The sequence below is a fragment of the Mesorhizobium sp. LNHC209A00 genome (assembly GCF_000502915.1).
Classification (GTDB): Bacteria; Pseudomonadota; Alphaproteobacteria; order Rhizobiales; family Rhizobiaceae; genus Mesorhizobium.
Genome location: NZ_AYWT01000002.1, coordinates 690,830 through 713,370, shown reverse-complemented (window position 1 = coordinate 713,370; position 22,541 = coordinate 690,830). Strand labels below are relative to the sequence as shown.

Sequence of the window (22,541 nt, the reverse complement as noted above, 5' to 3'; positions counted from 1 at the left end):
GGTATTGGAAGCAATCCCAGGAAAATGTGAACGGTTTTCCGTCCGGAATGCGTCGAAAAAAATAATAGCAGCCGGAGCCCGCCATGGACCCGCTCATACTGTCGCGCATGCAGTTCGGCGCGAATATTTCGTTTCATATCCTGTTTCCGACAATCACCATTGCCCTTGGCTGGGTGCTGCTGTTCTTCAAGCTGCGCTACAACGCGACCAGTGATTCCGCCTGGATGCGCGCCTATTTCACCTGGGTGAAGGTGTTCGCGCTGTCGTTTGCCATGGGCGTGGTTTCGGGCGTCACCATGAGCTTCCAGTTCGGCACCAACTGGCCGGGCTACATGCAGCATGTCGGCAACATCGCCGGGCCGCTGCTCGCCTACGAGATCCTTACCGCCTTCTTCCTCGAAGCGGCCTTTCTCGGCATCATGCTGTTCGGCTTCCGCCGCGTCTCCAACCGCATCCACACGCTGGCGACGGTGCTGGTCGCCGGCGGCACGACGCTGTCGGCGTTCTGGATCATCGCGCTCAATTCCTGGATGCAGACGCCGGCCGGCTTCGAGATGCGCGACGGCGTCGCGCACGCCGTCGACTGGTGGGCCATCGTCTTCAACCCGTCCATGCCCTACCGGCTGGTGCACATGCTGCTCGCTTCGGGGCTGACGGTGTCGTTCCTGATCGCCGGCCTGTCGGCGCTGCGCTACCTCAACGGCGACCGTTCGGAATCGATGTGGAAGGCGCTGCGCACCGGCGTCTTCACCGCGGCGATCCTGATCCCGGTCCAGATCCTGGCCGGCGACCAGCACGGGCTCAACACGCTGGAACACCAGCCGCAGAAGATCGCCGCCATGGAGGCCAACTGGAACACCGGTCCCAACGTGCCGCTGGTTTTGTTCGCGCTGCCCGACGAGGCGGCCAGGGAAAACAAGTTCGAGGTCGCGATTCCGGACGGGGCCAGCCTTATCCTGCGGCACTCGACCGCCGGCGTCGTGCCAGGGCTGAACGACTATCCTGGCAACCATCCGCCGGTCTTTCCGCTCTTCTGGAGCTTCCGCATCATGGTCGGCACCGGGCTTTTGATGCTCGCCGTCTCCTGGTCGGCCGCCTTCTTCCTCAAGCGCCGGCACGCGCTGCCAAGACCGCTCGCCATGCTGATGGTGCCGATGGCGTTGTCGGGCTGGCTGGCGACGCTGGCCGGCTGGTACACCACCGAGATCGGCCGCCAGCCCTGGCTGGTGACCGGCGTGCTGAAAACCGCCGACGCCGTCGGCCCGGTGGCCGGCAACCATGTCGCGCTGACGCTTGCCATTTATCTCCTCCTCTACGTGCTTTTGCTGATCGCCTATCTCGGCGTGCTGGTGCACCTGGCGCTGAAGGCGGCCAAGGATGGCGACACCTCGCCGCTGCCGGGGGTGATGAAGACGGCCATGTCGCAACCGGCGGCGGGAGAGTGAGCATGTCTTCATCGCAGGTCCGCGCCGCCCCTCACCTGCCTGCCGGCATCCTCTCCCCGTATAGCGACGGGGAGAGGGGCGCTGTCGTCGCCGGTTTCGCCAATCATCATCGTGGTAGCAGGAAGGGCGCCGGCGCTGCGGCCAGCCTCCTACTCCCCGTCACTATACGGGAAGAAGTGCCCGGCAGGGCGATGAGGGTCAGCGCCAACCCCGACAATCGATTTAAAACGATTGCTTCAAGCGGTAGGGCAGTGCACCCGGCCCATCGCGGCTGGGAGATATACCGATGACCTTCGACTGGCCAACCGCCCTCCCGCTGATCTTTGCCGGCCTGATGGGCCTTGCAATCCTGATCTACGTCATCCTCGACGGCTTCGACCTCGGCATCGGCATCCTGTTCGCCGCCGCCGAAGACACTGAGCAGGACACCATGATCGCCGCGATCGGCCCGTTCTGGGATGCCAACGAAACCTGGCTGGTGCTGGCCGTCGGCCTGCTGCTGGTCGCCTTTCCGCTGGCGCACGGCGTCATCCTGACGGCTCTCTACATTCCGGTCTTCGTGCTGCTGGTCGGCTTGATCCTGCGCGGCGTCGCCTTCGATTTCCGCGCCAAGGTGCCGGCGGGGAAGAAACATCGCTGGAACCGTATTTTCTTCCTGGGCTCGCTCATCGCCTCGCTGGCGCAAGGCTATATGCTGGGCGTTTACGTGCTCGGCCTCGATGTCGGACCAGGCGGCATGGCGTTTGGCGTGCTGGTGGCGTTTTGCCTGGCGGCGGCCTACGCAGCGATGGGCTCCGCCTGGGTGATCTACAAGACCCAAGGCGCGCTGCAGAAGAAGGCGGTGCTCTGGCTGCGCACCGCCCTGGTGCTGACCGCGCTCGGCATGGCCGCCGTGTCGCTGGCGACGCCGTTCGCCAGCCCGCGCATCTTCGCCAAATGGTTCGTCTGGCCTGAGATGCTCTATCTGTCGCCGCTGCCGATCGTGTCGGCGCTGCTGTTTGCCTGGCTGTGGCGGCAGACCTTCCATCTGCCGAGACCTGACGATCGCCATTCGCTGACGCCGTTCCTGACGCTGGCCGCCATCTTCGCGCTCGGTTTTGCCGGCCTGGCCTGGTCGTTCTATCCCTATGTGGTGCCCGATCGCCTGACCATCTGGCAGGCGGCGTCGGCGCCCGAAAGCCTGGCGATCATCCTGGCCGGCACCGTGGTGGTGCTGCCGGTCATCATCTTCTATTCGTTCTATGCCTACCGCGTGTTCGGCGGCAAGGCGACGGATCTGACGTATGATTGAGGCTTGTTAGAGCGGCAGGCAGGCCGGCGGGGCAGGCTGTCCCGCCGGCCTGTCGTCCTTTGTGCACCCTCGCGAGCAACTAATTGCTCGCCGACAGCACCAGCACCGGCTTTTCGCTATAAAGCGCCGGGAAAAGCGTCTTCAAATTCGCCACCTTGGGCAGGTCGTTGTAGACGATGTAGGGATAGGTCGGGTTCAGCGTCAAAAAGTCCTGGTGGTAGTTCTCGGCCGGGTAGAAGGTCTTGCCTGTCTCCAGCGTGGTGACGATCGGCTCGCCGAACACTTTGGCCTTGTCGAGCTGGGCGATGTAGCTCTGCGCGATTTTCTTCTGGGCGTCGTTCTCGGCGAAGATCGTCGAGCGGTACTGGGTGCCCGAGTCCGGACCCTGGTAGTTGAGCTGGGTCGGGTTGTGGGCGACCGAGAAATAGACCTGCAGCAGCTGGCCGTAGGTCACCTTGGACGGATCATAGGTGATCTCGACGGACTCTGCATGGCCGGTGCGGCCGGTGCCGACCGTCTCGTAGACGGCGTCGTCCTTGGCGCCGCCGGTATAGCCCGAGACCGCCTTGCTGACGCCCTTGACGTGCTGGAACACGCCCTGCACGCCCCAGAAGCAGCCGCCGGCGAAGATCGCCTTCTCGCTGCCGGTGGCGGCCTTTTCATCGATTGCCGGCGGTGGGATCTTCACGGCATCCTCGGCGGAAATGGCCGGCGTCAGCCAGAAGGCGGCGCCCGCGACGGCAAGGGCGAGTGCGGCGAGCGCGCCGCGGACAAAGCCTGTCGAACGGTTGTTGATAGTGGTCATGGTTGCAGTCCTCATGGCTTCCATTTGGGATCAGTCTATTGGATCAGCTACGGTGGCGCGATGCGTGAGTTGCGGCGGAGGCTCACATTCGCGTGCGCCTCCCGACTGTCCCCGGCTGGACAGGGAGCCGCCAGGGACAGAAGGCCAATCTCAATTGGCGGTGGCATCCGTCGCCGGCTTCATCGCGTCCGTCGCCGGTTTCATCGCATCCGTGGCGGGTTTCATGGCATTCGCGGCTGGCTTCATGGAGTTGGTGGCCATCGGGTCGGCCGGCTTCATCGCATCGGTTCCCGGCTTCATGGCGTCCGCGGCCGGCGCCATGGCGTTGGCGGCGGGCTTCATCGCATTGGTGGCATCGTCGGCATGCGCGATGCCGCCGGCAAACAGCGCCGTGGAGCACAAAGCGAGGGCGAGCGCAGGCAGCGTCAAGCGGGAGAAAGTGGTCATGGTCGGTTCCTTGGGTTTAGGGTTGTTGGCACGCCTTGTGGCGGCCGGGCTCTTGCACCGCTGCTCATGCGGCGGCGCAAATCTCTGTTTGAACAATTCCGCTCGAACGCGATCTAATTGGCGGCTGCGGCCAGGATCGGTCCGCCGCCGGGCGACTGCACCAGCACGGCGGTGCTGAGGCCGCCCGAGGCCGCCGGCAAATCGAGCGTCTTGGCGACGCCGCTCCAGCTGCCGAGTTTTGTCAGCGCATGCACGACATTGGCATGCGGCAAGGTGCGGCCGGTATTTTCGCCGCGCGCCACCGGCACCTCGACGACACCCTTGGTGTAGCGCACCAGCCAGACATCGGCGTGGCCGCCCGGAGCGGCGCCGGCGCCGATCGCGACCTTGCCGCCCTCGAGCGACAGCGACGGGCCTCCGGCCTTGGCCGTAGCCGCGATCAGATGTTCGATCTCGCCGGGCGCGGCGCCGACGACGTCGGCATGGCCGTTGACCACCACTTGCGGCGTGAACGGCCCGTCATGGCCGAGCGGCGGCTCGTAGGACACCTGGCGCTGGGTGAATTCCTGCTTGCCGAACGTGTCCTTCCAGCCGAGGTAGTCCCAGTAGGTGACGTTGAACGACAGCGCCAGCACGCCGGGGCGGTCCTTGACCTTGATGAGGTTGGCGTTGGCCGGCGGGCACGACGAGCAGCCCTGGCTGGTGAACAGCTCGACCACGGTGAGCGGTTGGGCGATGGCGCCGGCAAGCGATCCGGCGAGCGCCAGCGCGGCGAGGCCGGACAGTGCGAAAAACCTGCTTGATAGGACTGGCGACATCGGCTTGCTCCGTGGGGACGACGCCACGATGCGCCGCTCATATCCCCACTTCGCCGCGACCGACCGTTTCGTTACGGCACTCACCGGTTTGTGATTGAAGGCGCCTCTTCCCTGCGGGCGTCATTGGCGAACTCGGTCGCCGCATCCGATCTCCCCCACGCGGGGGGAGATCGTCCACGTCACTGCGTCAGTGCCGTCTCCGAGGGTCGCTTGTTGAAGTCGCATTTGCCGGTGACGTTGTAGAAGAAGTCGGCGTTGCTGACAGGCGCCGGAACCGAGTTGCCGCCGTCTTCCCAGGCCTGATAGGCTGTCGAGCCGCAAGGCACGACGCTGAAGATATCGACCATCTGGCCGGTCGCGGTCTCATTGTAGGTGATCTGGTTGGTCTGCGGATCCTTGACCCCGCTGTAGAGTCGGTTCGAGGTGGTCGGATCATTTGTCTGGAGATATTGCGGGTTCCCCGATGGCACATACATCTGCAGAGAGAGGCCACCCATCTGGCTGACGTCGATCGATGCGCCGGAGCCGTTAGCGGGGTACATCGTGTCGACACAGTAATAGGACGTGCCACTCGCATCTTTCAGGAGCGTCACGCCGTTTGGCGGGTTTTTGCCGACGGTGCAGACCTGCTTCTGCACCAGCGTGGTGACGGTCTTGCCGGTTGAATCGGTGGTGAGGACGTTGACATTGGTGGTGCCATAGCCCTTCGGGTCCCCGGTGTTCCCATAGGTGTAGTCGATCGTCATCAGCGGCTTGGCCGTCGTCGCGCCGAATTGCGTGCCGTAGAGCGTCATCTTCTTGTTCCAGTAACCCGACACCCCGGAGACCTTGAAGGTGGCATTCACCAGTGCCGGCGGCTTGTTGACCGCCGCGCCGACGGCGATCGGTACGGTGTTGATCCTGGCAATCGACATGAAAACGGTCGGCATGGCGAAGCTTGCCGTGGCCTGCGCCGTGGTGGCGGTGGTGGTGTTGCCAGCCACGAAGTTGGTCAGCGTCGCGGTGCCCTGCCCGCCATTGGCGGCGAAGGAATCCTGCAACAGCGTCTGGCGTTGCGCCAGCGTCGACGTGGTGTCCATGGTGGTGATCGTCAGGATCGCGGCATCAAGCGCCTGCTGCTGGTTGGATTTGGTCTGGACCGCGCCGGTATAGTCGACCGAGAAGCCGATGACCGCGATCAGCGGCATCAGCATCACCAGGAAGAGCGGCATCATCGACCCGCTGCGGGAGCGGGCAAACCCGCGCAAAACCCTGAACATTTCAAACCCCCGACAGACAATAGCGAGCGTGCAATTACCACGCAGCCGCCAAACCAAGCTCTAATGTGATCGATCAAAGTTTATGCATTCCTCCCTCGAGGGCCGGTTTTTCCGATTCTTTTGCCGATCTCACCGCTTTGTGAGTGGTAAGGTAGCCCTTGGGCGCCAAGCCTTGCCGCCGCTTGCCGCCCCTGCTAAAGCGCGCGGCATGAGCACGCCCCTCGACCACATCCGCAATTTTTCCATCGTCGCCCATATCGACCATGGCAAATCCACGCTTGCCGACCGCCTGATCCAGTCGACCGGCGGGCTGGAGCTGCGCGACATGAAGGAGCAGGTGCTGGACTCGATGGACATCGAGCGCGAGCGCGGCATCACCATCAAGGCGCAGACGGTGCGGCTGAAGTACCGCGCCAACAATGGCGAGGACTATATCCTCAACCTCATCGACACGCCCGGCCATGTCGACTTCGCCTATGAAGTGTCGCGGTCGCTCGCCGCCTGCGAGGGTTCGCTGCTGGTGGTCGACGCTTCGCAAGGCGTCGAGGCGCAGACGCTCGCCAATGTCTACCAGGCCATCGACAACAACCACGAGATCGTCGTGGTGCTGAGCAAGGTCGACCTGCCGGCCGCCGAGCCCGAACGCATCCGCGAGCAAGTCGAGGAGGTGATCGGCATCGACGCCTCCAATGCCGTGCTGATCTCGGCCAAGACCGGCCTCGGCATTCCCGATGTGCTGGAAGCCATCGTCCACCAATTGCCGCCGCCGCGCGAGGGCGATGCATCAGCACCCTTGAAGGCGATGCTGGTCGACAGCTGGTACGACGCCTATCTCGGCGTCATCGTGCTGGTGCGCATCATCGACGGCGTGCTGAAGAAGGGCCAGACCATCCGCATGATGGGCACCGGCGCCAAGTACCTGGTCGAGCGCACCGGCGTGTTCACGCCCGCCCGCATCAATGTCGACGAGCTCGGCCCCGGCGAGTTCGGGTTCTTCACCGGCTCGATCAAGGAAGTGGCCGACACCCGCGTCGGCGACACCATAACCGAGGACAAGCGCCAGACCGCGCACGCGCTGCCCGGCTTCAAGCCGGCGCAGCCGGTGGTGTTCTGCGGCCTGTTCCCGGTCGACGCCGCCGATTTCGAGGACCTGCGCGCCGCCGTCGGCAAGCTGCGCCTCAACGACGCGTCCTTCTCCTATGAAATGGAAACCTCCGCCGCGCTTGGCTTCGGCTATCGCTGCGGCTTCTTGGGTCTCTTGCATCTCGAAATCATCCAGGAACGGCTGGAGCGCGAGTTCAACCTCGACCTCATCGCCACCGCGCCATCAGTTGTCTACCGGCTGCTTCTCAACGATGGCTCGGTCAAGGAGTTGCACAACCCCGCCGACATGCCCGACGTGGTGAAAATCGCCGCCATCGAGGAGCCGTGGATCCGCGCCACCATATTGACGCCCGACGACTACCTCGGCGGCATCCTGAAACTTTGCCAGGACCGGCGCGGCATCCAGGCCGACCTCTCCTATGTCGGCAAACGCGCCATGCTGACTTACGACCTGCCGCTCAACGAAGTCGTCTTCGACTTCTACGACCGGCTGAAGTCGATCTCGAAAGGCTACGCCTCGTTCGACTATCACCTGACCGACTATCGCGAGGGCGACCTGGTGAAGATGTCGATCCTGGTCAATGAGGAGCCGGTCGACGCGCTGTCCATGCTGGTGCACCGCACGGCGGCCGAAAAGCGTGGAAGACAGATGTGCGAGAAGCTGAAGGAGCTGATCCCGCACCATCTCTTCAAGATCCCGATCCAAGCCGCCATCGGCGGCAAGGTCATCGCCCGCGAAACCATCTCCGCCCTGCGCAAGGACGTGACCGCCAAATGCTACGGCGGCGACGTGTCCCGCAAACGCAAGCTGCTGGACAAGCAGAAAGAGGGCAAGAAGCGGATGCGGCAGTTCGGCAAGGTGGATATCCCGCAGGAGGCGTTTATCCAGGCGCTGAAGATGGGAGATTGAGAAGTCAAACGGTTCTTGATATGTTCTGGATGAGAAGAGCCACACCGCCCGGAAGGTCTCCAACCTTATCTTTACGGCCATCCTCTGCTGGTGGTTGGCTTGGTAGGGCTAGGTGTTTGGGCTATGCGCGATGCGCGGTTGGCCTTCATACAAATTCATTGGCAAATTCGGCTGGTATCACGCATGCTCGCCAAAGTGATTTGCGTTTACCAGTTAGGCGATAAGCGCAGGAGGTATCAATGACTGAAGCACTGAAAAAACTGATTGAAGCTACCAAGACGCTCGATCAGACAAAAACCGATAAGGAACAGCAACGCCGAAGCTTTGCTTATGGTAATACGAAGTTCGAGAACGATAGAATAACTCGTGAAATGGTCGATAAGCAGGCGGAACTTTTGAGCAAAAGTGCTAAGGGTTAATTGTCGGCTGAAGGTCATTATAGTGGTCGATTCCACACAACGTCACAGCCGAGCATTTGAAGCTGAGCTGATATCGGACCCGGAGCTTAAGGCGGAGGCTGAGGCCAGGAATGGCCTGAGGCAGTATGATTACGGCATCCAGACGGTTTATCAGGCGCTTGACCGCGGCAGCTTCAAGCTCCGACCGTCTCTGATACTTGCCTTGCAGCGAGAAGCGCTGGCTGGAATTAGCGCATATGCGGGTAATTTTCGGCCCGCAGGCGTTGAAATAGTTGGCAGTAAACACAAACCGGCTGAAGCTCACCTTGTGCCAGAACTAATTGAAGAGCTTTGTGACTACGTCAACGAGAATTGGGACAAGACAACGGCTATACATCTCGCAGCATACATAATGTGGCGACTTAATTGGGTGCATCCTTTTGCCGATGGTAACGGTCGGACATCCCGTATATTGTCCTATGTTGTTTTGTGTATAAAGGCGGAGAGCGTGTTTCCCGGAACACCAACCATTCCGGAACAGATAGTAGAGAACAGAAATCCGTACTTCGATGCATTGGATGCGGCGGACGCTGCCTCCAAAGAGGGGCGTATCGATCTTTCTCAGATGGAAGAATTGCTGTCTGGAATGTTGGCGCGGCAGCTAACAAACGCTTATGAAAAGGCTGGTGGTCGAGCTTAGAGTTCGCTCGGCTAACGGCTGCCCTCATCCTTCCTTCCCTTTCGCTTAACTCTCACTACGTCGCCTCTCTCTGTGGTGCCTTCGGCCTTGCCGGCACCTTCGTCGCCGGCGCGCCGTTGCGCGAAACCCTTTGGGCGATCGATGGCGTAGCCCTCGTCGTGGCCGCAGCACTTCTGAGCATGAAATACCAGCGTCTCGGCAATGATTGCGTGGCGGCAGGGTTCCTGACCTTCCTGGCTGGCGAGAGTCTGCTTTAGGCCGGCAATGCGGCGGGGCTGGAGGCGAGCGTGCCTTCCTATGTCGGCGGCATCTCGCTGTGGGCGGCGGCGCTGATGCTGATCAGCGTGCCCAATACCTTCGCGGTATGGATGCGGTTCACCGCCTTCATCGCTGCCGCGCTGTTCCTGGCCTCGGTGGGCATGGTGCTGTGGGGTACGCCCTTGCTGCCGACCTCGGCGCCGCTGCCGGCGGCAGGCTATCCCTTCCTGGTGGCGACCTTTGCCGGTTGGATCTGGACGTTGGTGAAGCTGGCGCGGTGAGCGGGACCGCCTTGTCTCCATGCGTCGGCGCCGCCCCTCACCTGCCTGCCGGCATCCTCTCCCCGCGGGGCGAGGGACGCTGTCGTGGCGGCTTTCGCCAATCGCCACCGCTTGCACAAAAGGCGCCGGCCTTGCTGCCAGCCCCTCTCGCCCGTTTACGGGGAGAGATGTCCGGCAGGACAGTGAGGGGCGGCGCCGACCTTGGCGATAGGAACAGTCCGCCTGAACCATGGCCGGCCCGTATTGACATCAGGTCCACGCATTGGACGCGGGCCGATTGGGGGATTATCCGTGAAAAAGATCTATGCAAAACCGACGCTGAGCAAGCGCGAGACGCTTTCGGCCGTGACGGCTGTCGCGGTCCAGTGTCGGTCTGCCTGCGCTAAAGACGTTTTCTGGGAACGGGCAGGCCTGCTGCCGCCGCTCGCGTTCCCGCGACAAATCCCAGCAGGGTTGGTACGAATTCATACCAACCATCCGGCTCGGTTGATCGCGCGGCGCGGGGCCGGTACACAAATCTGGCGGCGGACCTTCATCAGGTCGCTAGTGGCCGGCGCGGGGCTCAGGCAATTGTCTCACAGGCATCGCGCCGGCCATCTTTCCCGAACGATATGAGTGTGGACCAAAGGCGCTCCACATCGCCAGGAGGTCCCGGTTTGACCTTCGCCAGTTGGATCTGAACGCTGCTGGGGACCGGGCTGGTACGTCGAGATCATCCCCCGTCCGCGACAGGAAGAACAGCGTCGGCGCGACGTCCAAGATTGGCGCCGCGCCCGCGTCAGCTTTCAATCCAGACCTTCTCGAAATGCTGCTCCAGCGCCTGGTGCTGTTCGCAGCCTTCGATGCCCTTGCGGTAGGTCCGGTAGACGGAGCGCCAGTAGGGCTGGATGATGATGCCTGAGTCGCGCAGATTCTTCTCGATCTTGGCCATGATCTCCTTGCGCGCCTTGGGGTCGGGCATGGCGAGCGCCTTGTCGAGCAGCTCGTCGAACTCCTTCGAGGCATAGGCGCTTTCGTTCCAGGCGGCGCCCGACTTGTAAGCCAGCGCCAGCACCTGGACGCCGAGCGGGCGGCCGAGCCATTCGGTGCACGAGAAGGGATATTTGCTCCAGTCGTTCCAGAAGGTGGCGGCGGGCAACACGGTGCGCTTGATCTTGAGACCCGCCTCGCGCATCTGCGCCGATATGGCGTCGCCGGTGCTCTTCTGCCATTCGACGTCGACCGAGATGAGGTCGTACTCATGGTCGGCCTTGCCGCTATCGGCCAGCAGCTTCTTCGCCGCCTCCATATCGCGCTTGGCCGGGCCGATATCGGCATATTCGGGGTGCATGGGGCCGACATGGTGGTTGTCGGCGGGCTTGCCGCGGCCGTCGAGGCCGAGCTTCAGCACGGCGGAATTGTCGACGGCGAGCTGCGCGGCGCGGCGCACCTTGATGTCGTCATAGGGCGGATTGGCGACATTGAAGCGGGCGACGATGGTCGAGCCGGTGGCGATCTCGGAATTCTTCAGCCCCATCTTGTCGGTCTGCGAGACGGCGTCGGAAGCGGTTTCGTGGTCGGTGTCGATCTCGCCGGATTCGAACGCCGACAGCATGGCGTTGGGGTCGGAGCCGTAGTCGATCCACTGGATGCCATCCAGATAGAACTCGCCCTTCCACCAGGGCTTGTCCCTGCGCTTGACCTCCGCTCCCGTCTCGGCGTCCCATTTCACCAGTTCGCACGGGCCGGTGGTGATCGCCAGCGCCTTCATCGGATCGCCGTCGCCATCATAGGAGCGGTGCATGATCAGCGCCGGATAGTCGGCCATGCCGGCGATCAGCGAAATGTCCGGCTTCGGCAGATTGAGCTTGATCGTGTAGTCGTCGAGCTTCTCGATGCCGCCATCGACCACCTTCTTGGTGTCGGCATTGACCAGCGCGCCCATCCGCGCGGCGACCGAGTTGCCGGCAACGCCGGCCTCGCACCAGCGGGTGAGGTTGTGGATCACGTCGTCGGCGTTGAAGGCGTCGCCGTTCGACCAGGTGATGCCCTTGCGCACATGCAGCGTCAGCGTTTTGGCGTCATCGCTCATCTCCCATTTTTCGAGCAGCCAGGGCTCGAAGGAGAAGTCGGTGTTCCAGCGCACCAAATATTCGTTGCAGTGGCGCGCGACGTTGGACATTTCGACGCCGTCGAAGGTGCGCGGGTCCTTGAACCCCTTGACGTTCATGGCGACGCGCAGCACGCCGCCCTTCTTCGGCTCGGTTGCGCGGGCAGGCGTCGGGGCAATGCCGCCCAGCGCAAAAGCGCCGGCGGCGCTGACGCCGAGGCCGGCCATCAGCGCCAGATATTCGCGACGGCTGATGCCGCCCGCCTTGAAATCGGCGGCGACAGGTTTGGCGCGCGGGTGAAGTTTGCGGTCGGTCAGCATGAATTTCATCGTCGTTCCCTTTGTCGTTGGTGCATGCCCAAAAGTGCCCAGCAGCTTTAGGACGAGGCATGCACGGAAACAGGCTGCGCCCCGGCGGACAAGCCGACGCGGCGCCGCTGCGACCGCCGGTGCGCCATTGCCTGAGAGGGAATGATAGGGCTGGGTGACGTGGCGGAATGTTCTGGAATCCGCAGGACTTGTGCGGAGCTCCGCAGGGACCGTTGCCTTCGTCATCCTCGGGTCTGCGCCGCGTCGCCGCGCTCCTTGCTCCGCCCGTCACGACGAAGCGATGGCGGCGCCCAACAAAAAACCCGGCAAGAGGCCGGGTTTTTCAAGCGATGCCTGTCAGCCGCGGATCAGCTCACCTGGACCTTTGACGCGGCCTGGTCCTCGGCCAGCTTCTGCTGGAACATCTGCGCGAAGTCGATCGGGTCGAGCATCAGCGGCGGGAAGCCGCCATTGCGCGTCGCCTCGGCGATGATCTGGCGGGCGAAGGGGAACAAAAGGCGCGGGCATTCGATGAACAGGATCGGCAGCATGTGCTCCTGCGGGAAGCCCGAAATGGCAAAGACGCCGCCATAAACCAGCTCGACGTTGAACAGCACTTCCTGGTCGAAGGAAGCCTTGGCGTTCAGCGTCAGATTGACGTCGAACTGCTTGTCGGAAAGCGGGTTGGCGTTGACGTTGACATTGATGGCGATGCCGGGGGCCTTGTCGCGGCCGCGCAGCGAGTTCGGCGCGCCGGGGCTTTCGAAGGACAGGTCCTTCACATACTGGGCCAGCACGTTGAGCGATGGCTGCGCCGCGTTGCCGTTGCCGTTGGCGCCGACCGGCGCGTCATCATTGCTGGCCATGAGCCTTATCCTTTTCCCCTGGGCAGTCTCGCTCACCGAATTGAATCGGGGCTGACCGAATTGAAATCGGGCGTTCGCTACCATGGCCGGCATGACAAGACAAGGTTTGCCGCCCGGTGGTTCCGAGGCAATCGACGCGGACGCTTTGTGACGGGAAGATCATCGCCGAGGGCAGTGCCGCCCCTCACCTGCCTGCCGGCATCCTCTCCCCTTATAGTGACGGGGAGAGGGGTGCTGTCATCGGCGCTTTCGCCAATCGCCAACGTTGCAGGATTGAGCGCCAGCGCCGCCCCAATCAGCCCTTTCTCCCCGTCACTATACGGGGAGAAATGTCCGGCGGGACAATGCGGCGCCGGCCTCGACAAAACAGACCGGAACGCCGCGGCCGCGAGCTAGTCGTCCTTCAGCCGCCGCCACGGCGAATTGTGGTCCGGGCCGCGCTTCAGGTCGTCCTCGCGCGAATAGTCGCCGTCGTCGAGGTCGATGACCTTGTCGCGCTGCCGGCGGAAGCCGCCGGTGGAGAAATTGCTGGCCACGACGATGCGGCCCTTCAGCTTGCTCCAGGCAAGGTCGCGCACCGGCGGCAGGAACAGGAGCAGGCCGACAATGTCCGTGATGAAACCGGGAATGATCAGCAGGATCGCCGCCACCACGATCATGGCGCCATGGGCGAGCTGGCCGCTGGGGTCGCGGCCGGCGGCCATCTCGGTGCGGATACGGGTCATGACGCCGAAACCCTGGTGGCGCAGCAAAAGCACGCCGGCGAAGCTCGAGGCCAGCACCAGGCCGACCGTCGCCAGCGCGCCGACCTCACGGCCGACGACGACGAAACCGGCGATTTCCAGCAGCGGAAGCGCCAGGAGAAAGAGGGGAAGCAGCGAAATGCGCAAGTCTTTACCGATCATTCGATTGTTTTGTCCCCCTGGCGGCCAATCGCCGCTGGCACGGAGGCTGTTAGATAGGTATGCCTGCCTTTGATTTGAATGATTGCGCCTTGCGTTCTATATGCTTTGAATGGTGAACGCTATGCGACCGCGGCCTTCGGCTGGACGGTCCGGCCTAGAGGCAGGGATTGATTGGCGGAAAATATGGGCTTCTTCGACTTCGGCACGATTTTCTTCCTGATCGCGGCGGTGGTGATCTTCTTCCAACTGCGCAACGTGCTGGGCCGCCGGACCGGTAGCGAGCGGCCGCCTTTCGACCCCTACACGGCGGCGCGCACCGACAAGGACGCCACGCAGAAGCCCGAGAACGTCGTTTCGCTGCCGCGCAAGCGGGCGCCTGGCGAGCCGGCGGCGGCCGACACCTATACGGCCATCGACGCCTTCGCCAAGCCCGGCACCGATCTCAACAAGGGCTTGCGCGCGATCAAGGACAACGACTCCTCCTTCGACCCCAAGGGGTTCGTCGACGGCGCCAAGATGGCCTATGAGATGATCGTCATGGCCTTTGCCGACGGCGACCGCAAAACGCTGAAGAACCTTCTGTCCCGCGAGGTCTATGACGGCTTCGTCGCCGCGATCGGCGAGCGCGAGGCCAAGTCGGAGAAGATCCAGTCCTCCTTCGTCGGCATCGACAAGGCCGACATCGTCTCGGCCGAGATGAAGGGCGGCGAGGCGCATGTGACGCTGCGCATCATCAGCGAGCTGATCTCGGCGACGCGCGACCAGGCCGGTACGGTCATCGACGGCGATCCCGAGACGGTGGCCGAGGTCAAGGATGTCTGGACCTTCGCCCGCGACACACGCTCGCGCGATCCGAACTGGAAGCTCGTCGCCACCGAAGAAGAAGACTGAGTCCGAAAAAGGCAGGCTCCGGTGTCGCTGTCGCCTCTCCTTGTAGAAAGGTCCTTCGGCGGCCTGCCCGGCTGGGGCGACGACGACCACCTGCCGGCCTTCGCTGCTTTTGCCCGGTCCGCCTTCCATGTGCCGGTAAAACCCTATCGCAGCGGTGCGCTCGGCGTCGATTTCGGCGCCTTCGCAGGGGCCTATGCGCAAGCACGCGAAGCCCCTGCCGCCAGTTCGTCCGAAGCGCGTGCCTTCTTCGAGCGCCATTTCGTGCCCATGCTGGTGCGGCCGGACACCGGCGCCGGTCTCGTCACCGGTTTCTACGAGCCGCAAGTCGAGGCATCGCCGGTACGGACGGAGCGTTTCTGCGTGCCGCTGCTGTCGCGTCCGGCCAATCTCATTGACGTGGACGACGCCAACCGGCCCGCCGGGATGGATCCTTACCTCGCCTTCGCGCGCCGGACCGCCGACGGGCTGGCCGAATATCCCGACCGTGGCGCGATCGAGCGCGGCGCGCTCGCCGGCCAGGGGCTGGAGATCGCCTGGCTGGCCGACAAGGTCGATGCCTTCTTCATCCATGTCCAAGGCGCGGCGCGGCTTGTCATGACGGACGGGCGGCTTAGCCGCGTCACCTACGCCGCCAAGTCAGGCCAGCGCTTTACTGGCCCCGGCAAAATCCTGAGCGGGCTCGGTGAAATCCCGCTGGCGCAGGTGACGATGCAGTCGATCCGCGCCTGGTTCAAGGCGCATCCGGAGCGGGTCGACGAGATCCTGTGGCAGAACCGCTCCTACATCTTCTTCCGCGAGGCTGCAGTGGAAGATGCCGCGCTCGGTCCGATCGCCGCCGCCAAGGTGCCGCTGACGCCGGGCCGCTCGATGGCCGTCGACCGGCTGCTGCACACATTCGGCACGCCCTTTTACATCGACGCGCCGACGCTCACCGCCTTCGATGAAAGGCCGTTCCGGCGGCTGATGATCGCGCAGGACACCGGCTCGGCCATAACAGGGCCGGCGCGGGGCGACCTGTTCGCCGGCTCGGGCGATGCCGCCGGCGAGATCGCCGGCGTGGTGCGCAACGCCGCCGATTTTTATGCGCTGGTGCCGCGCGCGCTGGCCGGGGGCGCGAGATGAGCAAGCGCGGGGATAAGCTCAGCGACGACGATCGGGTGCTGTGGAACCTGGTGGCGCGCACCGCCAAGCCGCTCAAAGGCCGCGCCGCCGTCGACATTCCGGACATGGCCGTCGATGCCAGGCCGACGCCGGCGCAGCCGGTCCAGCCTTCCGCCAACGCGCCGGGCACGGTAAAGCCGAAGATCCAGCATGTCACGCACCGCCTCGACGAGCCGACGCTGGACAAGCTGCAAAAAGGCCGGCTGCCGATCGAGGGCCGCGTCGACCTGCATGGCATGACGCAGGACGAGGCCTATTCGCTGCTGTTCTCATTCCTGCACCGGGCGCATGCCGGCGGCGTCCGCTATGTGCTGGTCATCACCGGCAAGGGGTCTTCCTCGGGCGGCGATGGCATCTTGCGGCGCGCCGTGCCGGCCTGGCTGTCGACACCGGCGTTCCGGCCGCTGGTTTCCAGTCACGACCATGCCGCCCGCAACCATGGCGGCTCGGGCGCGCTTTATATCAGGTTGCGGCGGGCGCGCTCATGACGCCGTTCGGCGAGCGGCTGCGGGCGCTGCGCGCCGAGCGCGGCGTCAGCCAGAAGGACATGGCGGCGGCGATCGGCGTCAGCGCCGCCTATCTCTCGGCACTGGAGCACGGCAGGCGCGGCGCGCCGACCTGGACGCTGATCCAGAAGATCATCGGTTATTTCAACGTCATATGGGACGATGCGGAGGAGCTGGCGCGGCTGGCCGAAACCTCGCATCCGCGGGTGAAACTCGATACGTCGGGTCTTTCCCCCACCGCCACCGAACTTGCCAATCTTCTGGCCGAGACCATCGAGAAACTCGATGAGGCCGAGCTTCTGCGCATTACCGCTTCGATCCGCGCGGCGCTGGGCCGGCGGTCTTAGCTTGACGGCGCCCGTCGGCGAGCAGCAGGCGGGCGCCGTGCTGAGATCAATTCTTGCCGGCTGTGCTGCCGCCATTGCCGCCACGACCATGGTCGCCATGACCCTGGCCCCCATTTCCACCGCCCAGGCAGTCCGAAGCGCCGGCCTCGCCGCAACAGCGGCCGGCCCACAAATCGTTGAGGTTGGTGTTGGCGCAGCTTGGAATGGTCTGCCCGGCCAGAGCGGATCCGGTCAGCGCCGCAACGGCAGCCGCGGCGAGGAGAGTATTGCGCAGAAAAGCAGTCATTTGAAATCTCCATGATTTGGGTTTCTATCGTTCACGGCTATGTGTCGCCGGGCGAACGGAAATGGTTCACGCAGGGATGAAAGATTTACTGGAAGGCGACGCGAGACGCGCGATCGGCAATGTTAGCGCCGCCCCTCATCTAACGGCATCTTCTCCCCGGAGAAGGCGAGAAGGGGCAACCTCGCCACCCTTCTTGCACTACTAACAATTGGCAAAACCGTTGATGACGGCACATTTCTCCCCGTCACGGGGAGAAATGCCCGGCAGGGTAATGACGGGCGGCGCCGGCCATCGCAAGGAAAAAGCGGGAAGACACTTTCGGCACGAGAGCTGCGCGGTTCGAACCCGCGGCGCTCTTTGCTACTGCACCGAGCCGACCAGGACCTGCTGGCCGCCGCGGATCGAGACCCAGCGGCCGGTGTTGTCGATCGCCTGCCGCTTGAGGAAGCGGTAGCCGGTCTGGTCCCAGGACTTGACCTTGTCGGTCAGATTGTCGAGCACATAGTCGCCGCCGTCGGTGCGCACCGTCAGCACGGCGTGGCCTTCACCGTCGGGCTTGCGGACCACGGTTATCAGGAGGTCGGCGAGCGACATGCCCATGCGGGACAGCTGGCGCCGCTTCTCCAGCACGTAGTCCTCGCAGTCGCCGACGCCCTTGTCCGGATAGGCCCAGACCTCGTCCTTGCCGTAAATGTCCATGTCGCTCATCGGCTTTACGGCGGCATTGACCCTGGCGGTAACGTTGACCAGCTTGCGCATCAACCCCTCGGTCAGGACCGCCGGCGCGAGATTGGCCGGGCGGATCGAGCATTCGCCCGGACGCTGCTTGCAGAAATCGTAGTGGCCGATCGGCTGCGAGGTGAGGCCCCCGGTCGCCATGGCGCCCGAAGCCCAGGCCGGTGCCATCCAGCCCCCCGTTAACGCCAGCCCTGCTGCCGCGCATACGCGCAGCCTTCGCATGGTTGAGGAATTCATTGTCCCCGCTCGCCCTGTTGTTAACGAAACGTTAAGGGCGATTTACACTCCGTGTCAATTACGACGTCGGCCTCATTTACGGCATGGTTACCAGCAGGGAGACGCAGCGGCCCTTGTGCAACAGAATCGGACCCGCGGCCGGTTCCGTTTGCAAACCGCCTACCGCTTGGCGGTGCGGACCAGCTTCGGCTTCACCGGGACGCGGTTCTGGCGGCCATAGCTGGTGATGAAGTCGACGATGCGCGGCACGATTTCGGAGCGGAAGCGCGAGCCGTTGAAGACGCCGTAATGGCCGACTGCCGGCTGCATGTAGTGCGCCTTCTTGTCGCCGGGGATGTTGACGCACAAATCCTGCGCCGCCTTGGTCTGGCCAAGACCCGAAATGTCGTCGTTCTCGCCCTCGACCGTGAACAGGGCAACGTTGCGTATGACGGACGGATCGATCCTGGTGCCGCGATGCGTCATCTCGCCCTTGGGCAGCGCATGGCGCACGAAGACCGTGTCGACCGTCTGCAGATAGAACTCCGCCGTCAGGTCCATCACCGCCAGATATTCGTCATAGAAGTCGCGGTGCTTTTCGGCGTTGTCGCCATCGTGCTTCACAAGGTTCATGAAGAATTCCTTGTGGGCGATGATGTGGCGGTCGAGGTTCATGCTCATGAAGCCGGAAAGCTGCAGGAAACCGGGATAGACCTCGCGGCCGAAGCCCGGCACTGGCCAGGGCGCGCGCATGACGACATTGTCGCGGAACCAGTCGATGCCCTTTTCCTTGGCCAGCAGGTTGACGGCGGTCGGGTTGCGGCGGGTGTCGATCGGTCCGCCCATCAGGGTCATCGTCGAAGGCACGAACGGGTCGCCCTTCGCTTCCATCAGCGCCACGGCCGCAAGCACCGGCACGGAAGGCTGGCACACGGCCATCACATGCGTGTCGGGACCCAGCGTGTGCAGCATGTCGATGACGTAGTCGATATAATCGTCGAGATCGAAGCTGCCATCGGCCAGCGGGACCATGCGGGCGTCGACCCAGTCGGTGATATGGACGTCGGCATAGGGCAGCATCGCCTCGACCGTGCCGCGCAGCAGCGTGGCATAGTGGCCCGACATCGGCGCCACGATCAAAAGCTTCGGGTCGGCCTTGCGCCCGGCAGGAACGGCGCGCTCGAACCGGATGAGATTGCAGAACGGCTTCGACCAGACTGTCTTTTCGGTGACCGCGACGCTCGTCCAGTCGACCACCGTCTTGGCTAGGCCGAATTGCGGCTTGCCGTAGCGGCGCGTGGTGCGCTCGAACAGCTCGGCGCCCGCGGCGATCGAACGGCCCCAGGGCGTATGCGAAACCGGGTTGAGCGGGTTGGAGTAGAACAACCGGACCGCGTCGGCATAGAGCCGCGCCGGCTGCAGGGCGGCGTGGTTCATTTCGTAGAGCTGGTAGAACATACGTTACCCCGCGACCGAAGGGACGACGATCAGCGCCGTGCCCAGATGTCTCGCGGGAACGTTAACAACTAATTGCTGCGATGCAATACGTCACGTGGCGTGACCAATGCTTCTTTCGTTGAAAGCCTTTAAAACCGGGCACGGCCGGCCCAGCCGGCTCAATGTGCAGTGCCGAAATGTGTACGATATGTGTCGCCTGCACCCGACCATGATCCCGAAAGTTCCCGGTTGCTCCGCTGATCCGCGGTCGGCAAGAGATCATGGTCAGGAGACGATCAAATCAGACGCGCGCCATGCAGACGGAAGTCTGTCCGGAGCCGACGAAGCCGAGCTGGCCGGCGGCGCCTTTCGACAGGTCGAGCACCCGGCCCTTGATGAAGGGCCCGCGATCGTTGATGCGCACGACGACGCTGCGGCCGTTGTTCTTGTTGGTGACCCGCAATTTGGTGCCGAAAGGCAGGGTGCGGTGGGCGGCGGTCATCGCCGAGGGGTTCATGCGCTCGCCCGATGCGGTCCTCGAGTGCAGCGCGTACCAGGAAGCGCGGCCACACTGACCGGCGGCGGCGGTTGCCGAAGTGGCGGAAGCGCCTACCATCAGGCCAGCAGCGATCGTTACCGCGACAAGCGCGGTCTGTTTCGTGGTCTTCATATTTGGGGGATGGCTCCGTTTTTGACAGACCCAAGCCGTTAGGTGGGAAATAAGGCAGGAAATGCGGCAGTGATCTGGCGGTTCCATGGCAAGATCACACGTTTGGAGTCGGGGGGTAACAGTTTGTCAGGGATTTTCGGACCGGACTTCATCAGTTATCGATGATGTTCGTGCCGATATCCGAGATCCGTTTGACAAGATCCGGGATTAATCTCCAAGTAGAAACCGCTGGGATCGAGCCACTTCCTCTGGCTCTTTCATCGCGGCTATGGCGCCGCTGTCGATCGACTGGGAAAGCGAGATCCGACAATGAAACTGACCAAGAATCTGCTGGCGTTGATTGTACTCGCGATCGGTGCGTTGTGGTCGCTGCAAGGCATCGGCGTGGTCGGCGGCAGCTTCATGACCGGCCAATCGCAATGGCTCTATATTGGCCTCGCCGCTATGCTGGCCGGCCTGGCGGGACTGGTATGGGCGAACCGTAGGCAGGGTTGAGGTTCGAGCAAACGCGCCCGGTGCTGAGCGCGCCGGCCGTGACCGCGTTCACTGCGACCAGTACTGCCAGGCCCAGTAAAAACTCTCGTCGCGCGGTGGCAGGCGATCGCGCCCGGCGCGAAGATGGACCGGCGCCGGCGAGTGCGGGCTGTCCTCACTTGCCGCGTTCTCATCGGAAGCAAGGCCGAGCAGCCAGGCGCCGACATGGGCAAACAACACCGCGGTGGAATGGGTCATCGTCATTCTCCTTTTCCGATCATTCCCGCCCCGCCCATGGGACCAGCACGCGCTCGATGCGGCGGATGGTGAATTCGAGCACGAAGGCGATGGCCGCGATCACCAAGATGCCCATGATCACCACGTCGGTGACGAGAAACTGGGCCGCCGACTGGATCATGAAGCCAAGCCCGCGCGTCGCCGCCACCAGCTCGGCCGCGACCAGTGTCGACCAACCGGCGCCGAGCGCGATGCGCAGGCCGGTCAGGATCGAGGGCAGGGCGCTGGGCAGGATCACGTGGCGGACCACTTGGCGCCGAGTCGCACCAAGCGAACGCGCGGCGTTGATGCGCTCCCGCGAGACGCCGCGGACGCCCGAGGCGGTCGACAGGGCGACCGGCGCCAGCATGGCGATGGCGATCACCAGGATTTTCGAAGGCTCGCCGATGCCGAACCAAATGATGACCAGCGGCAGGTAGGCCAGCGGCGGGATCGGCCGCAGGAATTCGAGCAGCGGATCGAAGATGCCGCGCCCCACCGTGCTGATGCCGATGGCGAGCCCCACCGGCACCCCGACCAGGATGGCGGCGACCAGCGCGGCAAAGACGCGGCCCAGACTGGCGACGACATGCTGCGACAGCGTCGCGTCGACGAAGCCGTCGTTCATAGCCACGATGAACTTGTTCCACACGGCAAGCGGCGAGGGCAGGAACACCGGCGACACCAGTTGCAGGCGGGCCGAGAGTGTCCAGAGCGCCAGCACCGCCAGGATGGTGGTGGCGCTGACCATGCGCGCCGAAACGCCCGTCCGTTTCGCCCGTGGCCTGGACCAGGGCACCGACAGGCCGTCGGTTTCGTCTGTCCTTGAACCGGGCCGTTCCGTGTAGGAGGAAATGGTCATGCCGCCTCTCCCTCGAAGATCGCGTCGGTCAGTTCGCCGCGCGCAGCCCCGAAGGCCGGATCGGCCTTGATGGCGCGAATGGGCTCGCCTGCCGCGTAACGCCTGGAGAAGCACGGCTCGAAGGTTCGCACCACGCGGCCCGGGCCGGGCGCCAGCACGACGATGCGGGTGGCGAGCACCAGCGCCTCCTCGATGCCGTGCGTGACCATCAGCACGCCGGCATGGCTTGCCGTCCAAAGGTCGAGCAGCGTCGTCTGCATGCGCTCGCGCGTCAGCGCGTCAAGCGCGCCGAGCGGCTCGTCGAGCAGCAGGAATTCGGGTTCGGCGGCGAGCGCCCGGGCAAGGCCGACACGCTGGCGCATGCCGCCGGAGAGCTCCCAGATACGTTTGTCGCCGGCTTCAGCGAGTTTGACCAGCGCCAGCAGTTCATCGGCGCGGCGCGCCCGTTCGGCTGGCCTCACACCGCGCAACCTGAGCGCGAAGGCGACGTTCTCGCGCGCCGTGAGCCACGGAAACAGAGCATCGTTCTGGAACACCACCGCCCGATCAGAACCGGGCCCGGTGATCGGCTTGCCATTGACCGTGGCACTGCCGCGCGCGGGCGTGACCAGGCCTGCCGCGACGTTGAGCAGCGAGGTCTTGCCACAGCCGGAGCGGCCGACAAGGACGACGAAATCGTCCTTGGCAACGCCGATCGACACGTGCTCGACGGCGGGTGCCGGCTGGCCGTCATAGTGGATGGAGATCTTGTCGAGCAAGAGATGCTGCATGGGCCTCGCCGATTTGAAGGAT

The 22,541-nt window shown here is 63.8% G+C and carries 26 protein-coding genes; 12 read left to right on the top strand and 14 right to left on the bottom strand.

The genetic code is table 11. The features are described from left to right. Positions 1 to 83: 83 nt before the first annotated feature. Positions 84 to 1,445 (top strand): cytochrome ubiquinol oxidase subunit I, encoded by a 1,362-nt coding sequence (locus X739_RS159180; RefSeq protein ID WP_023793391.1) that lies wholly within the window; start codon positions 84 to 86, stop codon positions 1,443 to 1,445. A 286-nt stretch (positions 1,446 to 1,731) separates the two neighbouring features. Next, on the top strand, positions 1,732 to 2,736 hold the full coding sequence (locus tag X739_RS159185; protein ID WP_023771999.1) for a cytochrome d ubiquinol oxidase subunit II: 1,005 nt from the start codon (positions 1,732 to 1,734) through the stop codon (positions 2,734 to 2,736). Positions 2,737 to 2,815: 79 nt separating this feature from the next. Here the strand turns inward: X739_RS159185 and msrA are convergent, their stop codons facing one another. The 4 genes from msrA to X739_RS159205 all read right to left on the bottom strand — a co-directional run bounded on the left by msrA (position 2,816) and on the right by X739_RS159205 (position 6,065). Beyond that, positions 2,816 to 3,541 (bottom strand): peptide-methionine (S)-S-oxide reductase MsrA, encoded by a 726-nt coding sequence (msrA, locus tag X739_RS159190; protein ID WP_023772000.1) that lies wholly within the window; start codon positions 3,539 to 3,541, stop codon positions 2,816 to 2,818. Positions 3,542 to 3,691: 150 nt separating this feature from the next. Beyond that, positions 3,692 to 3,988, bottom strand: coding sequence for a hypothetical protein (locus X739_RS159195; protein WP_023772001.1), 297 nt, complete (start codon positions 3,986 to 3,988; stop codon positions 3,692 to 3,694). Positions 3,989 to 4,101: 113 nt separating this feature from the next. Further along, entirely contained in the window at positions 4,102 to 4,806 is a 705-nt protein-coding gene (locus X739_RS159200) for a DUF1223 domain-containing protein (protein ID WP_023772002.1), read from the bottom strand. 179 nt (positions 4,807 to 4,985) lie between these two features. Further along, entirely contained in the window at positions 4,986 to 6,065 is a 1,080-nt protein-coding gene (locus X739_RS159205; RefSeq protein ID WP_023772003.1) for a pilus assembly protein TadG-related protein, read from the bottom strand. A 208-nt stretch (positions 6,066 to 6,273) separates the two neighbouring features. Between X739_RS159205 and lepA the strand changes: the two genes are divergently transcribed. From lepA to X739_RS1000000170285, 5 genes are all read left to right on the top strand, one after another. Then, on the top strand, positions 6,274 to 8,079 hold the full coding sequence (gene lepA, locus X739_RS159210; protein ID WP_023793385.1) for a translation elongation factor 4: 1,806 nt from the start codon (positions 6,274 to 6,276) through the stop codon (positions 8,077 to 8,079). Positions 8,080 to 8,318: 239 nt separating this feature from the next. Then, the gene (locus X739_RS159215; protein WP_023772005.1) at positions 8,319 to 8,498 is read left to right on the top strand and encodes a hypothetical protein; all 180 of its coding nucleotides are present in this window, start codon (positions 8,319 to 8,321) and stop codon (positions 8,496 to 8,498) included. 22 nt (positions 8,499 to 8,520) lie between these two features. Next, positions 8,521 to 9,177, top strand: coding sequence for a Fic family protein (locus X739_RS159220; protein WP_023772006.1), 657 nt, complete (start codon positions 8,521 to 8,523; stop codon positions 9,175 to 9,177). 116 nt (positions 9,178 to 9,293) lie between these two features. Beyond that, complete coding sequence (locus X739_RS1000000170290) at positions 9,294 to 9,434, top strand: hypothetical protein (protein WP_156939378.1); 141 nt, start codon at positions 9,294 to 9,296, stop codon at positions 9,432 to 9,434. A gap of 30 nt (positions 9,435 to 9,464) precedes the next feature. Beyond that, positions 9,465 to 9,716, top strand: coding sequence for a hypothetical protein (locus tag X739_RS1000000170285; protein WP_245273787.1), 252 nt, complete (start codon positions 9,465 to 9,467; stop codon positions 9,714 to 9,716). Positions 9,717 to 10,494: 778 nt separating this feature from the next. Here the strand turns inward: X739_RS1000000170285 and X739_RS159225 are convergent. The 3 genes from X739_RS159225 to X739_RS159235 form a co-directional block, all read right to left on the bottom strand. Beyond that, the gene (locus X739_RS159225) at positions 10,495 to 12,135 is read right to left on the bottom strand and encodes an ABC transporter substrate-binding protein (protein WP_023793381.1); all 1,641 of its coding nucleotides are present in this window, start codon (positions 12,133 to 12,135) and stop codon (positions 10,495 to 10,497) included. Positions 12,136 to 12,482: 347 nt separating this feature from the next. Next, on the bottom strand, positions 12,483 to 12,980 hold the full coding sequence (gene secB, locus X739_RS159230) for a protein-export chaperone SecB (RefSeq protein WP_023772008.1): 498 nt from the start codon (positions 12,978 to 12,980) through the stop codon (positions 12,483 to 12,485). Positions 12,981 to 13,372: 392 nt separating this feature from the next. Beyond that, complete coding sequence (locus tag X739_RS159235) at positions 13,373 to 13,870, bottom strand: FxsA family protein (protein ID WP_023793378.1); 498 nt, start codon at positions 13,868 to 13,870, stop codon at positions 13,373 to 13,375. A 198-nt stretch (positions 13,871 to 14,068) separates the two neighbouring features. On the opposite strand from X739_RS159235, the gene X739_RS159240 reads away from it, so the two are divergent. From X739_RS159240 to X739_RS159255, 4 genes are read left to right on the top strand one after another with little or no spacing between them, the layout of a single operon-like run. Next, the gene (locus tag X739_RS159240) at positions 14,069 to 14,776 is read left to right on the top strand and encodes a Tim44/TimA family putative adaptor protein (RefSeq protein ID WP_023793376.1); all 708 of its coding nucleotides are present in this window, start codon (positions 14,069 to 14,071) and stop codon (positions 14,774 to 14,776) included. A 21-nt stretch (positions 14,777 to 14,797) separates the two neighbouring features. Further along, positions 14,798 to 15,898, top strand: a complete 1,101-nt coding sequence (locus X739_RS159245; RefSeq protein WP_023793374.1) for a murein transglycosylase A — start codon at positions 14,798 to 14,800, stop codon at positions 15,896 to 15,898. After that, on the top strand, positions 15,895 to 16,425 hold the full coding sequence (locus X739_RS159250; protein WP_023781992.1) for a Smr/MutS family protein: 531 nt from the start codon (positions 15,895 to 15,897) through the stop codon (positions 16,423 to 16,425). The genes X739_RS159245 and X739_RS159250 overlap by 4 nt, the downstream gene beginning before the upstream one ends. Further along, positions 16,422 to 16,790: a helix-turn-helix transcriptional regulator gene (locus X739_RS159255; protein WP_023793371.1), complete on the top strand. Its 369-nt coding sequence runs from the start codon at positions 16,422 to 16,424 to the stop codon at positions 16,788 to 16,790. The genes X739_RS159250 and X739_RS159255 overlap by 4 nt, the downstream gene beginning before the upstream one ends. Positions 16,791 to 16,836: 46 nt before the next feature. Here the strand turns inward: X739_RS159255 and X739_RS159260 are convergent, their stop codons facing one another. The 4 genes from X739_RS159260 to X739_RS159275 form a co-directional block, all read right to left on the bottom strand. Beyond that, positions 16,837 to 17,076 (bottom strand): hypothetical protein, encoded by a 240-nt coding sequence (locus X739_RS159260; protein WP_023772014.1) that lies wholly within the window; start codon positions 17,074 to 17,076, stop codon positions 16,837 to 16,839. 360 nt (positions 17,077 to 17,436) lie between these two features. Beyond that, the gene (locus X739_RS159265; protein WP_023772015.1) at positions 17,437 to 18,051 is read right to left on the bottom strand and encodes a transglutaminase-like cysteine peptidase; all 615 of its coding nucleotides are present in this window, start codon (positions 18,049 to 18,051) and stop codon (positions 17,437 to 17,439) included. 159 nt (positions 18,052 to 18,210) lie between these two features. Continuing rightward, a complete protein-coding gene (locus X739_RS159270) occupies positions 18,211 to 19,488 on the bottom strand; it encodes a polyhydroxyalkanoate depolymerase (protein WP_023793368.1) in 1,278 nt (425 codons plus the stop codon). 280 nt (positions 19,489 to 19,768) lie between these two features. Beyond that, entirely contained in the window at positions 19,769 to 20,137 is a 369-nt protein-coding gene (locus X739_RS159275; protein WP_023772017.1) for a septal ring lytic transglycosylase RlpA family protein, read from the bottom strand. Between the two features lie 309 nt (positions 20,138 to 20,446). On the opposite strand from X739_RS159275, the gene X739_RS1000000169915 reads away from it, so the two are divergent. Continuing rightward, complete coding sequence (locus tag X739_RS1000000169915) at positions 20,447 to 20,632, top strand: LPXTG cell wall anchor domain-containing protein (RefSeq protein ID WP_023781990.1); 186 nt, start codon at positions 20,447 to 20,449, stop codon at positions 20,630 to 20,632. Between the two features lie 48 nt (positions 20,633 to 20,680). Here X739_RS1000000169915 and X739_RS159285 read toward each other — a convergent pair whose 3' ends face one another. The 3 genes from X739_RS159285 to X739_RS159295 are packed head-to-tail and all read right to left on the bottom strand — an operon-like array spanning position 20,681 to position 22,519. Continuing rightward, on the bottom strand, positions 20,681 to 20,869 hold the full coding sequence (locus X739_RS159285; protein WP_023772019.1) for a hypothetical protein: 189 nt from the start codon (positions 20,867 to 20,869) through the stop codon (positions 20,681 to 20,683). 19 nt (positions 20,870 to 20,888) lie between these two features. Continuing rightward, positions 20,889 to 21,749, bottom strand: coding sequence for an ABC transporter permease subunit (locus X739_RS159290; protein WP_023793364.1), 861 nt, complete (start codon positions 21,747 to 21,749; stop codon positions 20,889 to 20,891). Beyond that, the gene (locus tag X739_RS159295) at positions 21,746 to 22,519 is read right to left on the bottom strand and encodes a taurine ABC transporter ATP-binding protein (protein WP_023793362.1); all 774 of its coding nucleotides are present in this window, start codon (positions 22,517 to 22,519) and stop codon (positions 21,746 to 21,748) included. The genes X739_RS159290 and X739_RS159295 overlap by 4 nt, the downstream gene beginning before the upstream one ends. Positions 22,520 to 22,541: the final 22 nt, after the last annotated feature.